The sequence below is a fragment of the Ramlibacter sp. genome, from assembly GCF_050250995.1.
In the GTDB taxonomy this organism is placed as follows: Bacteria; Pseudomonadota; Gammaproteobacteria; order Burkholderiales; family Burkholderiaceae_C; genus Ramlibacter.
The window spans coordinates 12,387-29,191 of record NZ_JBFWNP010000036.1 but is presented as its reverse complement, the minus strand read 5'-3'; the positions used below and the strand labels follow the sequence as shown (position 1 = coordinate 29,191).

Annotated in this window: 16 protein-coding genes; 5 read left to right on the top strand and 11 right to left on the bottom strand. The window is 68.5% G+C overall.

The annotated features are described in order from the left end of the window. The first annotated feature begins 8 nt into the window (after window positions 1-8). The 3 genes from acnB to AB7E83_RS19885 all read left to right on the top strand — a co-directional run bounded on the left by acnB (window position 9) and on the right by AB7E83_RS19885 (window position 4,199). Entirely contained in the window at window positions 9-2,600 is a 2,592-nt protein-coding gene (gene acnB, locus AB7E83_RS19895) for a bifunctional aconitate hydratase 2/2-methylisocitrate dehydratase (RefSeq protein WP_428572534.1), read from the top strand. 104 nt (window positions 2,601-2,704) lie between these two features. Continuing rightward, window positions 2,705-2,977, top strand: a complete 273-nt coding sequence (locus tag AB7E83_RS19890) for a helix-turn-helix transcriptional regulator (protein ID WP_428572533.1) — start codon at window positions 2,705-2,707, stop codon at window positions 2,975-2,977. Next, entirely contained in the window at window positions 2,967-4,199 is a 1,233-nt protein-coding gene (locus AB7E83_RS19885; protein WP_428572532.1) for a type II toxin-antitoxin system HipA family toxin, read from the top strand. The genes AB7E83_RS19890 and AB7E83_RS19885 overlap by 11 nt, the downstream gene beginning before the upstream one ends. Before the next feature lie 11 nt (window positions 4,200-4,210). Here the strand turns inward: AB7E83_RS19885 and AB7E83_RS19880 are convergent, their stop codons facing one another. From AB7E83_RS19880 to AB7E83_RS19830, 11 genes are read right to left on the bottom strand one after another with little or no spacing between them, the layout of a single operon-like run. After that, a complete protein-coding gene (locus tag AB7E83_RS19880; RefSeq protein WP_428572531.1) occupies window positions 4,211-4,681 on the bottom strand; it encodes a flavin reductase family protein in 471 nt (156 codons plus the stop codon). 17 nt (window positions 4,682-4,698) lie between these two features. Beyond that, window positions 4,699-6,012: an NtaA/DmoA family FMN-dependent monooxygenase gene (locus tag AB7E83_RS19875; RefSeq protein ID WP_428572530.1), complete on the bottom strand. Its 1,314-nt coding sequence runs from the start codon at window positions 6,010-6,012 to the stop codon at window positions 4,699-4,701. 4 nt (window positions 6,013-6,016) lie between these two features. Next, window positions 6,017-6,985, bottom strand: coding sequence for a Bug family tripartite tricarboxylate transporter substrate binding protein (locus tag AB7E83_RS19870; protein ID WP_428572529.1), 969 nt, complete (start codon window positions 6,983-6,985; stop codon window positions 6,017-6,019). 32 nt (window positions 6,986-7,017) lie between these two features. Continuing rightward, window positions 7,018-7,527 (bottom strand): 2,4'-dihydroxyacetophenone dioxygenase family protein, encoded by a 510-nt coding sequence (locus AB7E83_RS19865; RefSeq protein ID WP_428572528.1) that lies wholly within the window; start codon window positions 7,525-7,527, stop codon window positions 7,018-7,020. A gap of 17 nt (window positions 7,528-7,544) precedes the next feature. Then, entirely contained in the window at window positions 7,545-8,747 is a 1,203-nt protein-coding gene (locus AB7E83_RS19860) for a CaiB/BaiF CoA transferase family protein (protein WP_428572527.1), read from the bottom strand. Between the two features lie 7 nt (window positions 8,748-8,754). Continuing rightward, on the bottom strand, window positions 8,755-9,627 hold the full coding sequence (locus AB7E83_RS19855) for an enoyl-CoA hydratase/isomerase family protein (protein WP_428572526.1): 873 nt from the start codon (window positions 9,625-9,627) through the stop codon (window positions 8,755-8,757). Continuing rightward, entirely contained in the window at window positions 9,624-10,373 is a 750-nt protein-coding gene (locus AB7E83_RS19850) for an enoyl-CoA hydratase/isomerase family protein (protein ID WP_428572525.1), read from the bottom strand. The genes AB7E83_RS19855 and AB7E83_RS19850 overlap by 4 nt, the downstream gene beginning before the upstream one ends. Next, complete coding sequence (locus AB7E83_RS19845; protein ID WP_428572524.1) at window positions 10,370-11,272, bottom strand: enoyl-CoA hydratase/isomerase family protein; 903 nt, start codon at window positions 11,270-11,272, stop codon at window positions 10,370-10,372. The genes AB7E83_RS19850 and AB7E83_RS19845 overlap by 4 nt, the downstream gene beginning before the upstream one ends. Further along, the gene (locus AB7E83_RS19840) at window positions 11,269-12,453 is read right to left on the bottom strand and encodes a CapA family protein (RefSeq protein WP_428572523.1); all 1,185 of its coding nucleotides are present in this window, start codon (window positions 12,451-12,453) and stop codon (window positions 11,269-11,271) included. The genes AB7E83_RS19845 and AB7E83_RS19840 overlap by 4 nt, the downstream gene beginning before the upstream one ends. 33 nt (window positions 12,454-12,486) lie before the next feature. Then, window positions 12,487-13,461 (bottom strand): tripartite tricarboxylate transporter substrate-binding protein, encoded by a 975-nt coding sequence (locus AB7E83_RS19835; protein ID WP_428572522.1) that lies wholly within the window; start codon window positions 13,459-13,461, stop codon window positions 12,487-12,489. 28 nt (window positions 13,462-13,489) lie between these two features. After that, window positions 13,490-14,659 carry a CaiB/BaiF CoA transferase family protein gene (locus AB7E83_RS19830; RefSeq protein ID WP_428572521.1) on the bottom strand — a complete coding sequence of 390 codons (1,170 nt, stop codon included), beginning with the start codon at window positions 14,657-14,659 and terminating at the stop codon, window positions 13,490-13,492. A 112-nt stretch (window positions 14,660-14,771) separates the two neighbouring features. On the opposite strand from AB7E83_RS19830, the gene AB7E83_RS19825 reads away from it, so the two are divergent. Together AB7E83_RS19825 and AB7E83_RS19820 are read left to right on the top strand one after the other, a co-directional pair. Then, window positions 14,772-15,686: a LysR family transcriptional regulator gene (locus tag AB7E83_RS19825; RefSeq protein WP_428572520.1), complete on the top strand. Its 915-nt coding sequence runs from the start codon at window positions 14,772-14,774 to the stop codon at window positions 15,684-15,686. Next, window positions 15,683-16,756, top strand: a complete 1,074-nt coding sequence (locus AB7E83_RS19820) for a flavin reductase (RefSeq protein WP_428572519.1) — start codon at window positions 15,683-15,685, stop codon at window positions 16,754-16,756. The genes AB7E83_RS19825 and AB7E83_RS19820 overlap by 4 nt, the downstream gene beginning before the upstream one ends. Window positions 16,757-16,805: the final 49 nt, after the last annotated feature.

Here is a 16,805-nt window from a genome sequence, read left to right as displayed (position 1 = left end):
AGAGAGTCATGCTGCAAGCCTACGTTGAACATGTCGCCGAGCGTGCCGCGCTCGGCATCCCGCCGCTGCCGCTCACGGCCAAGCAGACCGCGGACCTGATCGAGCTGATCAAGGCGGCGCCCGAGAAGGAAGAGGGCTTCCTGCTCGACCTGCTGACGAACCGGGTGCCCCCGGGCGTGGACGACGCCGCGAAGGTGAAGGCGAGTTTCCTCGCCGCCGTCGCGCACGGCGACCTCGAAGTGAAGGCGCTGTCGAAGGAGAAGGCCACCGAGCTGCTGGGCACAATGGTCGGCGGCTACAACGTGAAGCCGCTGATCGACCTGCTCGACGACATCGCGGTCGCGCCGGTCGCCGCCGAGGGCCTGAAGAAGACGCTGCTGATGTTCGACTTCTTCCACGACGTCGCCGAGAAGGCCAAGGCCGGCAACGCCTTCGCCAAGGACGTGGTGCAGAGCTGGGCCAACGCCGAGTGGTTCACCTCGCGCCCTGCGGTGCCGCAGAAGATCACGGTGACCGTGTTCAAGGTGCCCGGCGAGACCAACACCGACGACCTGTCGCCCGCGCCCGATGCGTGGTCGCGCCCGGACATCCCGCTGCACACGCTCGCGATGCTGAAGAACACGCGTGCTGGCGCGGCCTTCGTGCCCGAGGAAGACGGCAAGCGCGGCCCGATGAAGTTCATCGAGGACCTCAAGTCCAAGGGCCATCAGGTCGCCTACGTCGGCGACGTGGTCGGCACCGGCTCGTCGCGCAAGTCCGCGACCAACAGCGTGATCTGGGCCACCGGCCAGGACATTCCGTTCGTGCCGAACAAGCGCTTCGGCGGCGTCACGCTCGGCGGCAAGATCGCGCCGATCTTCTTCAACACGCAGGAAGATTCGGGCGCGCTGCCCATCGAAGTGGACGTGAGCAAGCTGGAGATGGGCGACGTCATCGACATCTTCCCGTACGAAGGCACCATCGAGCGCGGTGGCGAGGTCATCGAGCGCTTCCAGCTCAAGAACGACGTGCTGCTGGACGAAGTGCAGGCCGGCGGCCGCATCAACCTGATCATCGGCCGCTCGCTGACGGCGAAGGCGCGCGAGTTCCTGGGCGTCGGCCCGTCCACCGCGTTCCGCCTGCCGAAGGCCCCGGCCGATTCGGGCAAGGGCTTCACGCTCGCGCAGAAGATGGTCGGCCGCGCCTGCGGCCTGCCGGAAGGCCAGGGCATCCGTCCCGGCACTTACTGCGAACCGCGCCAGACGACGGTGGGCAGCCAGGACACGACCGGCCCGATGACCCGCGACGAGCTGAAAGACCTCGCGTGCCTCGGCTTCTCGTCGGACCTCGTCATGCAGTCGTTCTGCCACACGGCCGCGTATCCGAAGCCGGTGGACGTGAAGACGCACCGCGAGCTGCCCGCATTCATCAGCAACCGCGGCGGCGTCGCGTTGCGCCCCGGCGACGGCGTGATCCACTCGTGGCTCAACCGCCTGCTGCTGCCCGACACCGTGGGCACGGGCGGCGACAGCCACACGCGCTTCCCCATCGGCATCTCCTTCCCCGCCGGCTCCGGCCTCGTGGCCTTTGCGGCCGCCACGGGCGTCATGCCGCTCGACATGCCCGAAAGCGTGCTCGTGCGCTTCAAGGGCGAGATGCAGCCGGGCATCACGCTGCGCGACCTGGTGCATGCCATTCCCTACTATGCGATCCAGCAGGGCCTGCTGACGGTGGCGAAGCAGGGCAAGAAGAACGTCTTCTCGGGCCGCATCCTCGAGATCGAAGGTCTGCCCACGCTGAAGGTGGAGCAGGCGTTCGAGCTCTCCGACGCGTCGGCCGAGCGTTCGGCCGCCGGCTGCACGGTGAAGCTCGACAAGGAGCCGGTCCTCGAGTACCTGCGCAGCAACGTCGTGCTCATGAAGAACATGATCGCGCAGGGCTATGCCGACAAGCGCACGCTCGAGCGCCGCATCAAGGCGGTGGAGGCCTGGATCCAGAACCCGGACCTGCTCGAAGCCGACAAGGACGCCGAGTACGCCGCCGTGATCGAGATCGACCTCGCGAAGATCACCGAGCCGCTGCTGTGCTGCCCGAACGATCCGGACGACGTGAAGCCGCTGTCGGAAGTGCAGAACACGAAGATCGACGAAGCCTTCATCGGCTCGTGCATGACCAACATCGGGCACTTCCGCGCGGCGTCGCTGCTGCTCGAAGGCAAGCGCGACATCCCGGTCAAGCTGTGGGTCGCGCCGCCGACCAAGATGGACCAGGACGAGCTGACGAAGGAAGGCCACTATGCCAACTTCGGCAGCGCCGGTGCGCGCACCGAGATGCCGGGCTGTTCGCTGTGCATGGGCAACCAGGCGCAGGTTCGCGAGGGCGCGACGGTGGTGTCGACCTCCACGCGCAACTTCCCGAACCGGCTGGGCAAGAACACGAACGTGTACCTCGCCTCGGCTGAACTCGCCGCCATTGCGTCGAAGCTGGGTCGCCTGCCGACGATCGCCGAGTATCACGAGGACATGGGCGTGATCAACAAGGCCGGCGACAAGGTGTACCGCTACATGAACTTCGACCAGATCGAGGAGTACGCGGACGTGGCGAAGGAAGTGACGGCGTAGTCGTCCATCCGCACGCGAGAAGCCGCCTCCTGGGCGGCTTTTTTTTCTCTCACTTTGCCAGCCATGACTTGCAAATTGCCGAGAAAAACCTCAAAATGCCTGCCATGGCTGACAACCTTCGCCTCCCCGATGAGTTGGGCCGCGCCCTGCGCGAGCGGCGGGAAGCGCTGGGGATGAGCAAATCGCAGCTTGCCGTGAAGGCCGGCAAGGTGCGCGAGGTCATCTACCGACTGGAGGCGGGGGACGAGAGCACGGTCTCGTCGCTGATGGCCGTGGCCGGCGCGCTCGGACTCGTCCTGCGGCTCGAGAGCGCGGGCCTGCCGACCGCGCGCGAGGTGGCCGACCGCTTCCGCGAGGACGACGACGATGCTCCCTGAGAAACTGCGCCTCCTCGACGTCTCCATCGGAAACGCACGCGGCGCCGGGCAGCTGGTCAAGACTTCGGTGTACGAGTTCCGTTATCTCGCGCCCGAGCCGGGGCAATCTCCCGTCGCCCTCCTGATGCCGCCTGCGGAAAGCCTCACCTGGCGCGATGGCGACCTCTTCGCGCCGATGGACCAGAACCTGCCCGAGGGCGACCTGTTCATGAAGATCAGGGAGATGTTCCCCAAGCAGCCGCTCACGCCGATGCACCTGCTCGCCCTGGTTGGCCGTAACGGCATCGGGCGACTCGGCTACTCGCTGCCGGACCAGCCCGCAGCAGCATTGCCGCAACCCATGAGCAAGGAAGAATTGCTGAAGACCCGCTACACGCCCGAAGTCTTCAACGAGCTGATGGCGGCCTACCTGAGCACCGGCGCGGGCATCTCCGGCGTGCAGCCCAAGATCATGGTGCCGGACCGGCCCACGGTCCCGATCCCCTCCCTGATCGTCAAGGCAGCGAGCCCCGCCTATCCCGGGCTCGCTGTCAACGAGTATCTGTGCCTGCGCGCCGCGGAACGCGCAGGGATCGAAGTCCCCAGGTTCGCGCTATCCGACGATGGGCAGATGCTGGTGCTCGATCGATTCGACATGGTGATGGACGAGCGCGGCGACGTCGAGCGCCTCGGCTTCGAAGACATCGCGGCGCTCGCGGGCCTGCGCGTGCGCGACGTGCTGTCCGACCGCAAGTACCACGGCAGCTACCAGCGCATCGCCGAGTTGCTGAAGCAGTTGCAGCTGCCCGGCGAAAACCTTCACCGATTCTTCGAGCAGGTCGCGTTCTCGGTGATGGTGCGCAACGGCGACGCGCACCTGAAGAATTTCGGCGTGCTGTATCGATCGGCCCAGGAGGTGTGGCTCGCGCCGATGTTCGACGTGGTGACGACGTCGATCTACCGGTACACGCAGTACGCGGGCGGCCCGGAACTCGAAGATCGAACGCTCGCCCTCAAACTGTTCGCCGGCCGGCACGGCAGCAAAGCCTATCCGACGACCGAAGAACTGCACGACTTCGGCCGGCGCATCTGCGGCGTGAGCCAACCCGGGCGGGTTCTGGAGACGATCGCCGTCGCGATGGGAGCGACGCTCGACGAAGCGAACGTCGACGCGCGCGTGCCGAAGGAGCTGCTGGCGAAGATGCGGGATGCGTGGGAATCGGGAATGAAGCACGCCCGCTGAGGTCGGAGCGTCTACACGCCGCCGACGCTTACGAAATCCCGCCCGAGCATCCCCAGCGGCTCGCCCGCGCGCTCACGCACTTCCACGACGCGACCGATGACGATGGTGCCGCTGCCGGCTTCCGTCGTCGACTGGAGTTCGCACTCGATACAGGCCAGCGCACCCGAAAGGACGGGCGCGCCGAGCACGCCCGCCTCGTGCGCGACCACCGCGAACTTGTCGCCGTCGCGCGCAGCGAAGGCCATCGCCACAGCCTGCTGGTCGCTCGCGAGGAAGTGGATGTTGAAGCGCCGAGACGCGAGCACGGCGGCCAGGGTGCGGGACGAATTCCCGAGGCACGCAAGATAGAGCGGCGGATCCATCGACACGCAGGCCACGTTGTTCACCAGCGCGCCATGCTTCTCGTCGCCGTAGGCGGTGGTGACGACGCCCACGCCGGTGAGCCAGTGTTTCGTCGCGTCTTTCAGGCGGGTCGGGTCCACGGTGCTGCCGATCGGAATCAGTTCAGCAGATTGTCCCGCAAGGTCTCGTGTTCGTATTCGCGGCGGAACACGCCGCGCTTCTGGAGGATCGGGATCACGTGGTCGACGAAGTCGTTCACGCTGTCCGGGTTGGTCGTGGGGCTCAGGTTGAAGCCGAGGCACCCGGTCTCGCGCCAGATGCGCTCGATCTCCGTCGCCACCTGCTCCGGCGTGCCGGCCACCTGGGGAATGGTCGGTCCGAGCGCCCACTTCTTCGCCACTTCGCGCAGCGTGACCTGCTCGCCCTTTTCGTTCGTCATCGCGGACGCCATGAGGCCGCGCGAGCCCTGCGACTCCGAGCTGTCCGACAGAGGCTTGTCCGGGTCGTACTGGCTGAGGTCCATGCCGAAGACGCCCGACATGCGCGCGAGGTTGGCCTCGAGCGGCACGCGCTCGCGCAATTCCTCCACGCGCCGCTTCGCCTCCGCTTCGGTGCTGCGCACGATGGGCTGCAGGCCGAAGATCACCTTCGGGTCCGGTGCGCCATACTTCGCCGCCTCGGCCTTCAGTTGCGCCGTGGCCTTCAGCATGCCGGGCACGTGCGCCTGGATGCCGAAGATCACCTCGGCATGTTTCATGGCGAACTGCATCCCGCGGCCCGACGACCCCGCCTGGAACAGCACGGGACGGCCGAAGCGCGAGGGCAGCACCGGCGCCATGGCCTTGCAGCGGAAGTACTGGCCCGTGAAATCGACCTCCTGCACCTTGTCCGGGTCCGCGAAGCGGCCCGTGGCCTTGTCCCGGAGAATCGCCTCGGGCGGCACGCCGTCCCACAGGCGATAGCAGATCTCCATGAACTCGTCGGCCATGTCGTAGCGCTCGTCGTGCTCGATCTGCCGGCCGAGTCCGCACGCGAGGTGTTCGGCTCGGCTGAAGCCCGAGACGATATTCCAGCCGACGCGCCCCTTGCTCAGGTAGTTGAGCGTCGACAGGCGGCGGTTGGCGAGATAGGGCGAGGTGCCGTTGGTGGACAGCGTGACGCACAGGCCGAGGCGCTTCGTCGCGGCGCTCATCACGGCAAGCAGCGGCATCGGATCGTGGTTCGGCCAGATCACGCCGTACTCCACCGACGGCTTCACGCTGTTGCGATAGACCGCATGCGTCGCCGGGCTGTCGGCGAAGAAGACGCCGTCGAAGCAGCCGCGCTCCAGCGTGCGCGCGATGTCCTGCCAGTAGCCGTAGTCCTCAAGTCCGTCGAGCTGGCCATCTGCGGGGTCGGCCCAGGCCATGAGCGTGTGCGTGATGCTGGTGTGAAGCAGCATCTGGAACAGGTGCATCCGTGGCGTCTGCATCGCGTCACTCCGCCTTGATGCCCGCGTCGCGCGCGGCGGCCGTCCACAGGCGCAGCTGCCCCGAAACGAAATCGGGGAAGGTCTGGCCGCCGAGGTCGAGCGGGTCGAGGCCGAGGAGCTTGAATTTCTCCAGCGTTTCCGCTTCACCCCGCGCCTTGCGCACCTGCGCGCGCAGCCAGGCGACGGACTCGGGCGCCATGTTCTTCGGCCCGCACAGCCCGGCCCAGGCCACCACCTGGATCGGCGCCCTGCCCAGCTCGGTGAGCGCCGGCACGTCCGGCAGGTTGATGGAGCGCTGCGTGGAGATCACGGCCAGCGCTTTCACCCGCCCCGACTTCACCATCGGCACCGTCGTGCCCACGTCGGTGACGCCGTAGGACACCCGGCTTTGCGAGACATCCGCCAGACCTTCGGCCGAACTCTTGTAAGGCACGGGCAGCACGCGCATGTCCAGCTGCTTGGCGAGCGTCGCCGAGAGCACCTGCGCGGTCGCGTTCGCATACACGTAGCTCAGCGAATCCGGCTTGGCGGCGGCCTGCCGCACGAGCGCATCGAGCGAATCGAACCCCAGCCCGGGCGCGGCCGTGACGACGTAGGTGTACGCGGCGAGCGGCTCGATGAAGGTGAAGTCGGTCACCGTGTCGTAGGGCAGGGACTTGCTCACCGAGTTGGCGATCGAGTTGATCGACGCGCTGCAGATGCCGACCGTGTAGCCGTCCGCCGGACTGCGCACGAGCGCCGTCGTGCCGATGGAGCCGAGCGCGCCGGGCGTGTTGCGGATCACGAAGTTCGCGCCCGTGCCCTTGCTCGTCGCGTCGGCGATCACGCGCGCGAGCTGGTCCGCGCCGGAGCCCGCGGCGTACTGCACGATGAAGTTGATCGGCTTGCTGGGGAACGCCTGCGCAAGCGCCGCAGGGGGAGCAAGGAGCGCGGCGATGCAGGCCGCGGCGGCGAGGGCACGGAAGATGCGCATGGGAGTGTCTCCTGGAGTGTTGTGGGCGCGGCTCAGCGGACGAGCGATTTCACGTAGTCCTCGCCGACGCCGTTGTCCTTGCAATGCCGCATGTAGCGGTCCAGACGCAGGTACACGTCGTCGTAGCTCGTGACCATGCCCTCGGGGTCGAGATGGATGACCGGCCCGTACACGTGGAACAGCGCGGTCATGTGCCCGACCTCGGGGTCGATGAAGAGCGTGTGGATGTGGCCGGCGGGCTCGTAGACGAAGCTGCCGGCCTTCGACAGCCAGTCGTGCTCGCGGTAGCCCCAGGAGCCGTCCATGGTCCATGCGGTGACCGCCGCCGCATGGCGATGGCGCTGGATCGTGCCCTTGCCGCGTGCGCGCAGGAGGCTGATCCAGCCGCCGTTGGTGACGTCGAAGAGCAGCGGCCGCACCCAGCCTTCGAGCGGATGGTCGTTGCCGCGATGCGGCAGCGGATACCAGCGCGCGTCGTGCGACATCACGTCCGGCTCGAACATCTCGGGCCGCGTGAAGGTGGAGTTGGGGATGTGGATCATGGGTCGCTCCGTCGCTGTCAGACGAGCCGCGCGTCGCGCCAGCCCGAGATCTCTTCCTGCGTGAAGCCCGCCTTCAGCAGGCGCGCGACCGTGTGCTCGCCCAGCGCGGGCGCGGCGCGGCGTACGTTCGCTTCGCCGCCGCTGAAGCGGATCGGCGCGCGCACTTCGCGCAGCTTGCCGAGCTTGCTGTGTTCGGTCTCGATGAACAGGCCCTCGATGCGCTCGTCGAAGAAGTCCATCGACTCCTTGATGCTCAGCACCGGCGCCGAGATCACCTCGTGCTTCGCAAAGCGCGCCAGCCAGTCGTCGCGCGTCTTTTCGCGGAAGAGGGGCGCGAGGATGGCGACGAGCGCCTCGCGGTTCTTCACGCGGTCCCAGTTCTCGGTGAAGCGCGGATCGGCGGCGAGTTCCTCGCGGCCGATCGCGGCGCACAGCTGCCGCCACGACGCGCGGTGGAACGCGCCGACGACGACGTGCTTGCCGTCGGCCGTCTCGAAGGCCTGGTAGGGCACGAGTTGCGGATGGCCGCTGCCCTGCCGCTTGTAGTTGGGCTCGCCGTTGAGCACGCTCACGACGTAGTTGGGCATGAGCGCGTAGGCGGCCTCGAGCAGCGAGACCTGCACGTGCTCGCCGTGCCCAGTCGAATCGCGGCGGCGCAGCGCGGCCAGGATGCCGATGGTGCAGAGCATCGCGGCCGACGCGTCGACCACCGGCGTGCCCGTCTTCGACGGCCCGCCGTCGGGCTCGCCCGTCACGTCGAGCAGGCCCGAATATGCCTGGCCGATGATGTCGTTGCCGCCGTCCTCCTCCATGCCCTTCGCCTCGCCAAAGGCCGAGACCGAGCAGTACACGAGGCGCGGGTTCACCTCGCGCAGCTGCTCGTAGCCCAGGCCCCATTCGGCCATGCGGTGCGAGCGGAAGTTCTCGACCAGCACGTCGCATTCAGCCGCGAGCGCGCGGACGATGCGCTGGCCTTCCGGCTTGCGGATGTCCGCGGTGATGCCGTCCTTGCCGCGGTTGATGCCGAGGAAATAGCCGCTCTCGCCCTGGCCGACATAGTCGTCGGTGAAGCGGATGAGGTCGCCGCGGCCGGGCTTCTCGACCTTCACGACGTCGGCGCCGAGCTCGCCCAGCAGCATGGCGGAAAAAGGCGCGGCCAGCGCGGAGCCGAGGTCCAGCACCTTGATGCCGGCGAGGTGGGGGGATGCTTGCTTCGTCATGGCTCGGTCAGTGCGTCGCGGGCGCGAAATGGCGTTCGGCGGCTTCCAGCGCGCGCTCCACGCCGTGGTCGCGCATCTCGCGCAGGAAGTTGAATTCGCCATCGCGGAAGTGGAGGTTGCTGGCCCACGCGGCGACGGCCGTCGCGGTGGCGAATCCGGTGGAGATCTGCATCTTGGCCAGCGAGGCGAACACCACGTGCTTCTCCGCGGCGATGCCGTCGCGCATGACCTGCGTGCAGAAGGTCGCGAGATTCACCGCGGCGGCATCGAGCGCTTCCGGTGCGACGACTTCGTCCACGAGGCCGTAGTCGAGCGCTTCGTTCGCATTCCACTGCGCGTCGAAGAGCAGCAGTTCCTTGGCGCGCTTCAGGCCGACGGCCGCGACGAGCATCGAGACGTCGCCGTCCACGCCGACGTGCCGCCAGCGCGGATTGCCGAAGCGCGCCGTGCGGTCGGCCAGCACGAGGTCGGAGCACAGCGCGAGGTACAGGCCGACTTCGAGGCACAGGCCGCGAGCGGCGAGCACGGTGACCTTGGGGCAGTGCAGGATGCGCGTGTAGAGGCCGTCCGGCCCCCACCAGAGCGCGTCGTGCGCGAGCAGGCGCGCGCGCTGGCTCGGAATCTTCTTCGTCGAGCCGCCGGGCGCGTCCTTGTACATGCGCTCGACCTCCGACGGCTCGAAGCCGCGCGTGAGGTTCGTGCCTTCCGCGCCGATCAGGATCGCCTTGATTGCATCGTCGGCGGCGAAGGCGACGAAGGCGTCGCGCAGGGCGGCGACCATGTCGAGCGTGACCGCGTTGTCCGCATCGCCGCGCGCGATGACGATGCGCCCGATGTGCGCGGTGGCGTCGCGTTCCGTGCGAATGGAGGGATGTGTCATTTGCGGTCCCCCGCCGTCTGGCCCGCAGCCTGCTGCGCGGCGTTCAGCGAGTCGGCGTAGAAGCCGGCCATGTCGAAGTCCTGGCCGACGCCCTGGGTGTCGAGGAAAGCCTCGAAGAGCAGCTTGCTCATGGCGATGCCGTCGAGCGGCATGCGCGCCGCGCTCCGCGCCGCTTCGAGCGCGCAGGCATCGACGTCGCCGGTGGGCACGATGCGGTTCACCAGTCCGGCGCGCAGGGCTGCATCGGCGCTCCACGCGTCGCAACCGAGCATCCAACCTTTCGCCCGATTGAGCCGCGTCGTCAGCGCCGCGAGCACGAGGTTGCTTTCCGGCAGCGTCGCGAAGGGCGGCTCGAACTCCGCGTCGTCCGAGCAGACCGTGTGGTCCGAGCAGAGCACGAGCAGGCTGCCCACCGCGCCGCAATGGCCGCGCACGGCAGTGACGACGACCTTCTTGCAGTACGCCAGGTTCTGGTACAGGCCCGAGGGCGCGCAGTACGCCGCGTGCCACTGCGCACGACGGCTTGCGCGCACGGTGGCCGCGGCGGCGAGCTCGCGGGCGAGCGCGGGGCGGGCGAAGTCGTCGCCTTGCGCACGCAGCACGATGGACTTGACGCCGTCGTCGTCAGCCGTGTCGCGCACGGCGTCGCGCAACTGCAGGGCGAAGGCGGTGTCGGCGTTCGACAGCGGCGCGAGGTCGGCGACCGTGATCGTGGCGACCGCGCTGTCGTGCTCGATCCGGATCATGCGGGCTTCCCCTCGCCGGTGGCGGCGGCGAGCCGCGCCTTGTCGGCCTGCAGCGCGCCCGACACGCCGGACTCCTTGACCTTCGTCCAGAAGTGCGCCTCGTCGTGGTCGGCCTGCAGGAAGTGCGAGAAGAGCAGGCCGCTCACCTCGCGCACGTTCGTCTGGAACAGCGACTCGGCGGCGCGCAGGCGGGCGGTGAGATAGCCCAGGAGCGCAGGCGGCTCGCTCGCGAGACGGCCGGCGATGGCCTGCACTTCCTCGTCCATGCGCTCCTCGGGCACGCAGCGGTGCGCGAAGCCCATGCGAACGGCGTCCTCGCCGGTCATGGCGGCGCCGGTGTAGCCGAAACGGCGCGCGGCCTTGGTGCCGAGGATGCGGTTGATGTGCGTCGCGGACACGGCGCCCGCGGGGCCGAGGAAGCGCGCTTCGAGCGCGCCGATCTTCGACGACGGATTCACGACCACCAGGTCGCAGCGCGTGCCGATCATGAAATACGCCGCCGCCGCGCAGTAGCCGTGCAGGCGCAGCACCGTCGGCTTGCTGCAGCGGGTGATCGCCTGGCTGAAACCCTGGCGGCCGTAGTTGAGGTCGCTGGCGTAGCGGTTGGCCATGGCGAGCGACATGCGCTTCTGCCCGGGCTTGCGCTGGCCCCAGTCCTCGTTGATCTCGTTGCCGCTGCAAAAGGACTTGCCGTTGCCGCCGATCACGACCACGCGCACCTCCGGGTCCTGCTCGCAGGCCTGGACCAGCGCCATGAGCCGCGCGCGCATCGGCACGGTCATCGCGTTGTGCTTCTCCGGCCGGTTGAAGGTGATGCGCGCGATGCCGTCGGGCCGCTTCTCGAACAGCACGTGCTGCGGCGCGAGCGCCAGGCTGTCGGGATTGCCGTAGGCTTTCACGCCGCGACCGCTTCGCTCGTGGCGGGGCGGGTGGCGGCGCGCGGGGCGGCGGCGTCCACCGACACGATGGTGTCGCCGTCGACCTCGAACTGCGTGCCGATCTTCTGCGCCGCGGTGATCTTGCGCATGTACGCGAGCACCTCGCCGAACTCCGGCTCGCTGGCCTTCAGCAGGCGCGGCTGCGACTTCTGGTTGATCATCGTCGGCTGCCAGCGCACCTTGCTGACCTCCCCGCCGGTCACTTCCAGGAACACGGCCATGCCCTTGCGCGAATCGACCGGGAACGGAAACGTCGGGTAGGCAGGGTCGTGCGTCCAGCCCGGATGCAGCCGCTGGCGACGCTCGATCCGCTCGGGCTTGTCCAGCTCGCCCGGCTGGTAGTACATGTCGAACGCGAAGTTGGCGAGGCCGTAGAAGATCGGCTTGCCCTTGTAGATCTCCACCGGCTTCAGGATGTGCTGGTGGTGGCCGAGGATCACGTCCGCGCCGGCATCGATGCAGTGCTTCGCGTACTTGGTCTCATAGGTGGCGAGTTCGCCTTCCTTGAAATGAAGGCCCCAATGCTGGGAGACGACGACGACGTCGACCTGCGCCTTCAGCGCGCGGATGTCGGCCAGCATGTTCGCGAGATCCTCGTCGTGCGGATACGTGAGGATGCGCGGCGGCGTGCCGGGCTGGTCGGGTTCGAGTGTCTCGTAGATCGTGCGTGCGCGCGCCGGCGCGCAGCCGGGGCGGTCGACGTCGGCCCAGTAGCGGATCGGCAGGATCGAGCAGTAGGCGAGGAAGCCGATGCGGTTGCCGTTGTGCTCCACGATCACCGGCTTGCGCGCTTCGGCGAGGTTCTCGCCCGCGCCGAAGACGTGCATGCCGGGCACGTTGCGGAAATGCTGGAGGGTCTCGCGGAACGCGCTGATGCCGTAGTCCATGCAATGGTTGCTGGCGAAGGACGCGAGGTTGAAGCCGGCGCGGCCGATCGCGTTCACGTTCTCGGGGTCGCCGCGCAAGGGCGAGGACGTGCCGCTCACGTTGACCTCGCCGGACTTCGCATAGATGGCCTCGATCTGCGCGAAGGCGAAGTCGGCCTTGCGGATCTGTTCGTGGACGAGCTCGAAGATGGTGTCGGGCTGCTCGCGGTTCACGGCGACGTCGCCGATGGCGAAGATGCGGGTGGGCTGGCTCATGGCTTGTGCGCTGTTCGAAGTGCGGATTGGGAATTACTGCGGCTGGATGTTTCCGGCCTTCACCACGTCGGCCCACTTGCGGACCTCGGCGGAGAGGTAGGGGCCGAAGCGGTCGGCGCCGCTCGCGATGACGTGTACGCCGTCTTTCTCGAACTGCGCGGCCAGCTTCGGGTCCTTCGCCACCGCATTGATGTCGGCCGCGAGCTTGTCGACGACGGCCTTCGGCGTGCCGCCCTTCGCCACGATGGCGTACCAGGTGACGAGCTCGAAATTCTTCAGGCCGGCTTCGGCCATGGTCGGCAGCTCGGGGTAGAGCGCCGAGCGCGTCTTGCTCGTGATCGCGATGGCGCGCACCTGGCCCGACTTGGCGAGCGGCAGGCCGGAGAGCAGCGTGGTGAACATGAAGTCCGCATCGCCGCGCAACACGCTCGTGAGCGCCGGCGCGCCGCCGGGGTAGGGCACGTGCAGCGCGTTCAGGCCCGTCGCGGTATTGAACATCACGCCGCCCAGGTGGCCCGGGCCGCCGAGGCCGGGCGCGGCGAAGTTCAGCGGGCGCGTCTTGCCCAGCGCGATGAGTTCCTCGACGCTCTTGACGTTCAGCTTCGGATTCACCACGAGCAGGTTCGGCGCCTCGACGACGTTGGTCACGCCGACGAAATCCTTCAGCAGGTCGTAGGGCATCGCCTTGCGCAGGCTGGAGTGCACCGCGTGCGAGGTGATGATGAGCCCGATGGTGTGGCCGTCGGCGGGCTGCTGCAGCATCGACTGGATGCCGATGGTGGCGTCCGCGCCGGGCTTGTTCTCCACGATCACCGGCTGGTTCCAGCGCTCGGTGAGGCCCTTGGCGAGGTGGCGGGCGAGCGAGTCGGCGCCGCCGCCGGGCGACCAGGACACGACGAACTTCACCGGACGCGCGGGGAAGTCTTGCGCGACGGCGGGCGTGGCGAGGGCGAAGAGGGTCGCGGCCGCCGCCATCCAGCCGCCGATCGTCAGGGTTCTGCGAAACATGGGAATTCCTTTCAGTCGGTTCTTGCGTTCAGGCCGTGGCGCGGGTCGCCGCTGGCGCGGCTGCAAAGCGCGCGAGCACGCGCTCGGTGTCTTCACCCAGCGCGGGCACGTGCGGCCGGGGCGCGGCATGGATGCCGGGCATCCGGAAGGGCGCATTCGGCACGCGGTAGCTCCCGGCGGCGTCGCGCACTTCGGTGGTCGCGCCGCGCGCGCGCACCTGCTCGCTCTCCATCGCCTGCTGAACGCTGAGGTAGCGGGTGCACGGCACGCCGGCGGCCGCGAGGCGCCGTTCGCATTCCCCGGCGGTGTGCCGGCGCGTCCAGTCTTCGATCAGCGCCATGAGCTCGGCCCAGTTCCGCTCGCGCGTGACGGTCGTCGTGAAGCGCTCGTCGCGCAGCCATTCCGTCTTGTCGATCACGCCGCACAGGGCCTCGAAGTTCTTCTGGCTGGTCGGCGCGATCACGATGAAACCGTCGCTCGCGGCGAGCGGCGGATACACGCGGCTCTTCGCCGGTGTCGGCGCCTGCCACTCCTGGCACTCGGCCACCAGGAGGTTGAGCATGCCGTCGAGCAGCGCCACGTCGATGTACTGGCCTTCGCCCGTGCGCTCGCGGCGGAACAGGGCCGACTGGATCGCGCCGAACGCCGACATGCCGCCGAACACGTCGGCCGTGTACGTCGCCGTGTTCTGCGGCTTCGCGCCTTCGTTGTATTCCATCTGCGCGAGGTCGAACCCGCTCGCCGCATGCACGATGGGGGCGTACGCCGGCCGGCGCGAGTCGGGTCCGGTCTGGCCGAAGCCGGAGATGGAGCAGTAGACGATCGCGGGGCGCAGCTTGCGCAGCGCTTCGTAGCCGAGCCCCAGGCGGTCGGCGACGCCCGGTCGCCAGTTCTCGACCACCACGTCGCTCTGCGCCGCGATGGCGAGTGCGGCGGCGAGGTCGCCGGGGCGCTTGAGGTCGAGCACGACGCTTTGCTTGCCGCAGTTGAGCTGGCCGAAGAAGCTGCTGCTGCCGTCGCGCACCGGCCGGCGGCCGCGGTTGTGGTCGCCGTGCGGCGGCTCCACCTTGACGACCTCCGCGCCCAGGTCCGCCAGCAGCCGCGTGCAGTACGGTCCCGACAGCATGTTGGTGAGGTCGAGCACGCGCACGCCATGCAGCGGTCCCGGCGCGGGCGACGTGTCGTCGTATCGGTTCATGCGCCGGACTATCGCGTGCGGCGCTGTTTGTGTAAACTGGGATTATTCGGACAATCGTTCGGATTTGCCACACAATCCGTTCCGGCCGCCGTGCCCGGGGGTCAAGAACTCCGTGAACCACAACCTCACTGGCCGCGCCATCGATGCCTTCCTCGCGCTGGAGGAGACGCGCCGCTTCGCGCTCGCCGCCAAGCGCTGCCACGTGTCGCCCTCCACCTTCAGCCAGATGATCGCGAGGCTCGAGGACCAGGTGGGCGCGCGTCTGTTCGACCGCGACACGCGCAACGTTTCGCTCACGCCCGAAGGCGAGGTGTTCTCGGTCGGCGCGCATCGCATCGCGGCGGAGATCCGGTCGTCGCTGTCGGAGTTGATGGACCGGGCGAGCCATCGCCGCGGACGGGTCGCCGTGGCCGTCACGCCCTCGCTCGCGGCCGACTGGCTGCCTCGCCGGCTGGCGGAGTTCCGCGCGTCCTATCCCGACATCGACCTGCGCATGCACGACGGCACCACCGACCGCTGCATGGAGATGGTGCTGCGCGGCGAAGCCGACTTCGGCATCAGCGCGCAGCGTGGGCGCGAGGCCGAGTTCGACAACGTGCTGCTGTTCCAGGAGCGCTACTACGTCATCTGCGCGGAGGGCGATGCGCTGGCGCAGCGGAAGGGGGTCAAGCTCACCGACCTGCGCCACCGCACCTTCGTGCACATGGTGCGCACCGGCACCGTCCGCCAGCAGATGATGCCGCTGCTCGCGAGCGCGCAGGTCGCCGACAGCGGCATGGAGGTCGCCAACTTCGGCTCCGTGGCCGGGCTGGTCGCCGCCGGATTCGGCATCAGCATCGTGCCCGAACACGCGGTGCGGCTGTGCCACCGCGAAGGGCTGGTCGCCGTTCCCGTCCAGTCCACGAAGGCCGTGCGGCCCGTGATCATGACGCGCCGCAAGGGGCTGAGCCTGTCCGTGGCGGCATCGGCATTCTGGGCGCAGCTCGAAAAGGGAAAGCATCCCGCCATGGCAAGGAGACGATCTTGAAACCCCCACCCTTCGACCAGCGCGAGCTGCGCGACGTGCTCGGCACGTTCGTCACGGGCGTCACGGTCGTGACCACGCGCGCCGCCGACGGCAAGGCGTACGGTGTCACGGCCAACTCGTTCAGCTCGGTGTCGCTCGACCCGCCGCTCGTGCTGTGGAGCCAGTCGGTCTCGTCGAGCAGCCATCCCGCGTTCCGCGACACCGATCACTTCGCCGTCAACATCCTTGCCGACGACCAGGTGCAGTTGTCGAACCACTTCGCGAAGTCGAGAGACGACAAGTTCGTTGGCATCCCCCACTCGGACGGGCTGAGCGGGGCGCCGGTCCTGCAGGGCGCCGCCGCGCACATCGAGTGCGTGAAGGTGGCGACGTATCCCGGCGGCGACCACGTCGTCTACCTGGGGCGCGTCGAGCGCATCACCCGCGGCGGGCGCCGCCCGCTCGCGTTCGGTCAGGGTCGCTACATGGTGCCGTACGCCCACGACCTGGGGCCGATGGCGCTGGGCGTCGGGCAGGCGCCGCCGCCGTCGACCGAAGCCGTGCGGATCGCCACGGACGCCATGCCCGCCATCAGCCGGGCCGTCGGCGACCACACGCTCTGCCTCGCCGTGTGGGGCAACCATGGCCCGACGTGCGTGCGCTTCGAGCCGGGCGCGCAGCCGGTCAGCGCCTACCTGCGCACGGGGCTGGTCGTGAGCGTCACGCGCTCGGCGACGGGCCGCGCGTTCGCGGCCTTCCTGCCGCCGGAGATCACGCGCAGCTTCGTCGACGAGGACTTCCGGCTGTCGCACTCCTCGCTGGAGAGCGAATCGCTGCAGCGTGCCGTGTTCGAAGGCGAAGTCGAGCAGGCGCGGGGCCGCGGCATCGCCCGTTCGGCCAACACCGAGCCGTCACCGATCCACGGCGTGGCGGTCAATGCATTCAGCGCGCCCCTGCGCGACGGCGAAGGCCGGATGGTCATGGCGCTGTCGGTCGCCTCGCAGGCGACGCGCCTGGCGCCGGATATCGATGGCGAGGTGCCGGCGCTGCTGAAGCGGGCGGCGGAGGACATCTCGGCGCGGTTGGGCTGAGGGCCAAAGACAAGCCGGCCGGCTCATCCGCCGCGACAAGCCGCCACAA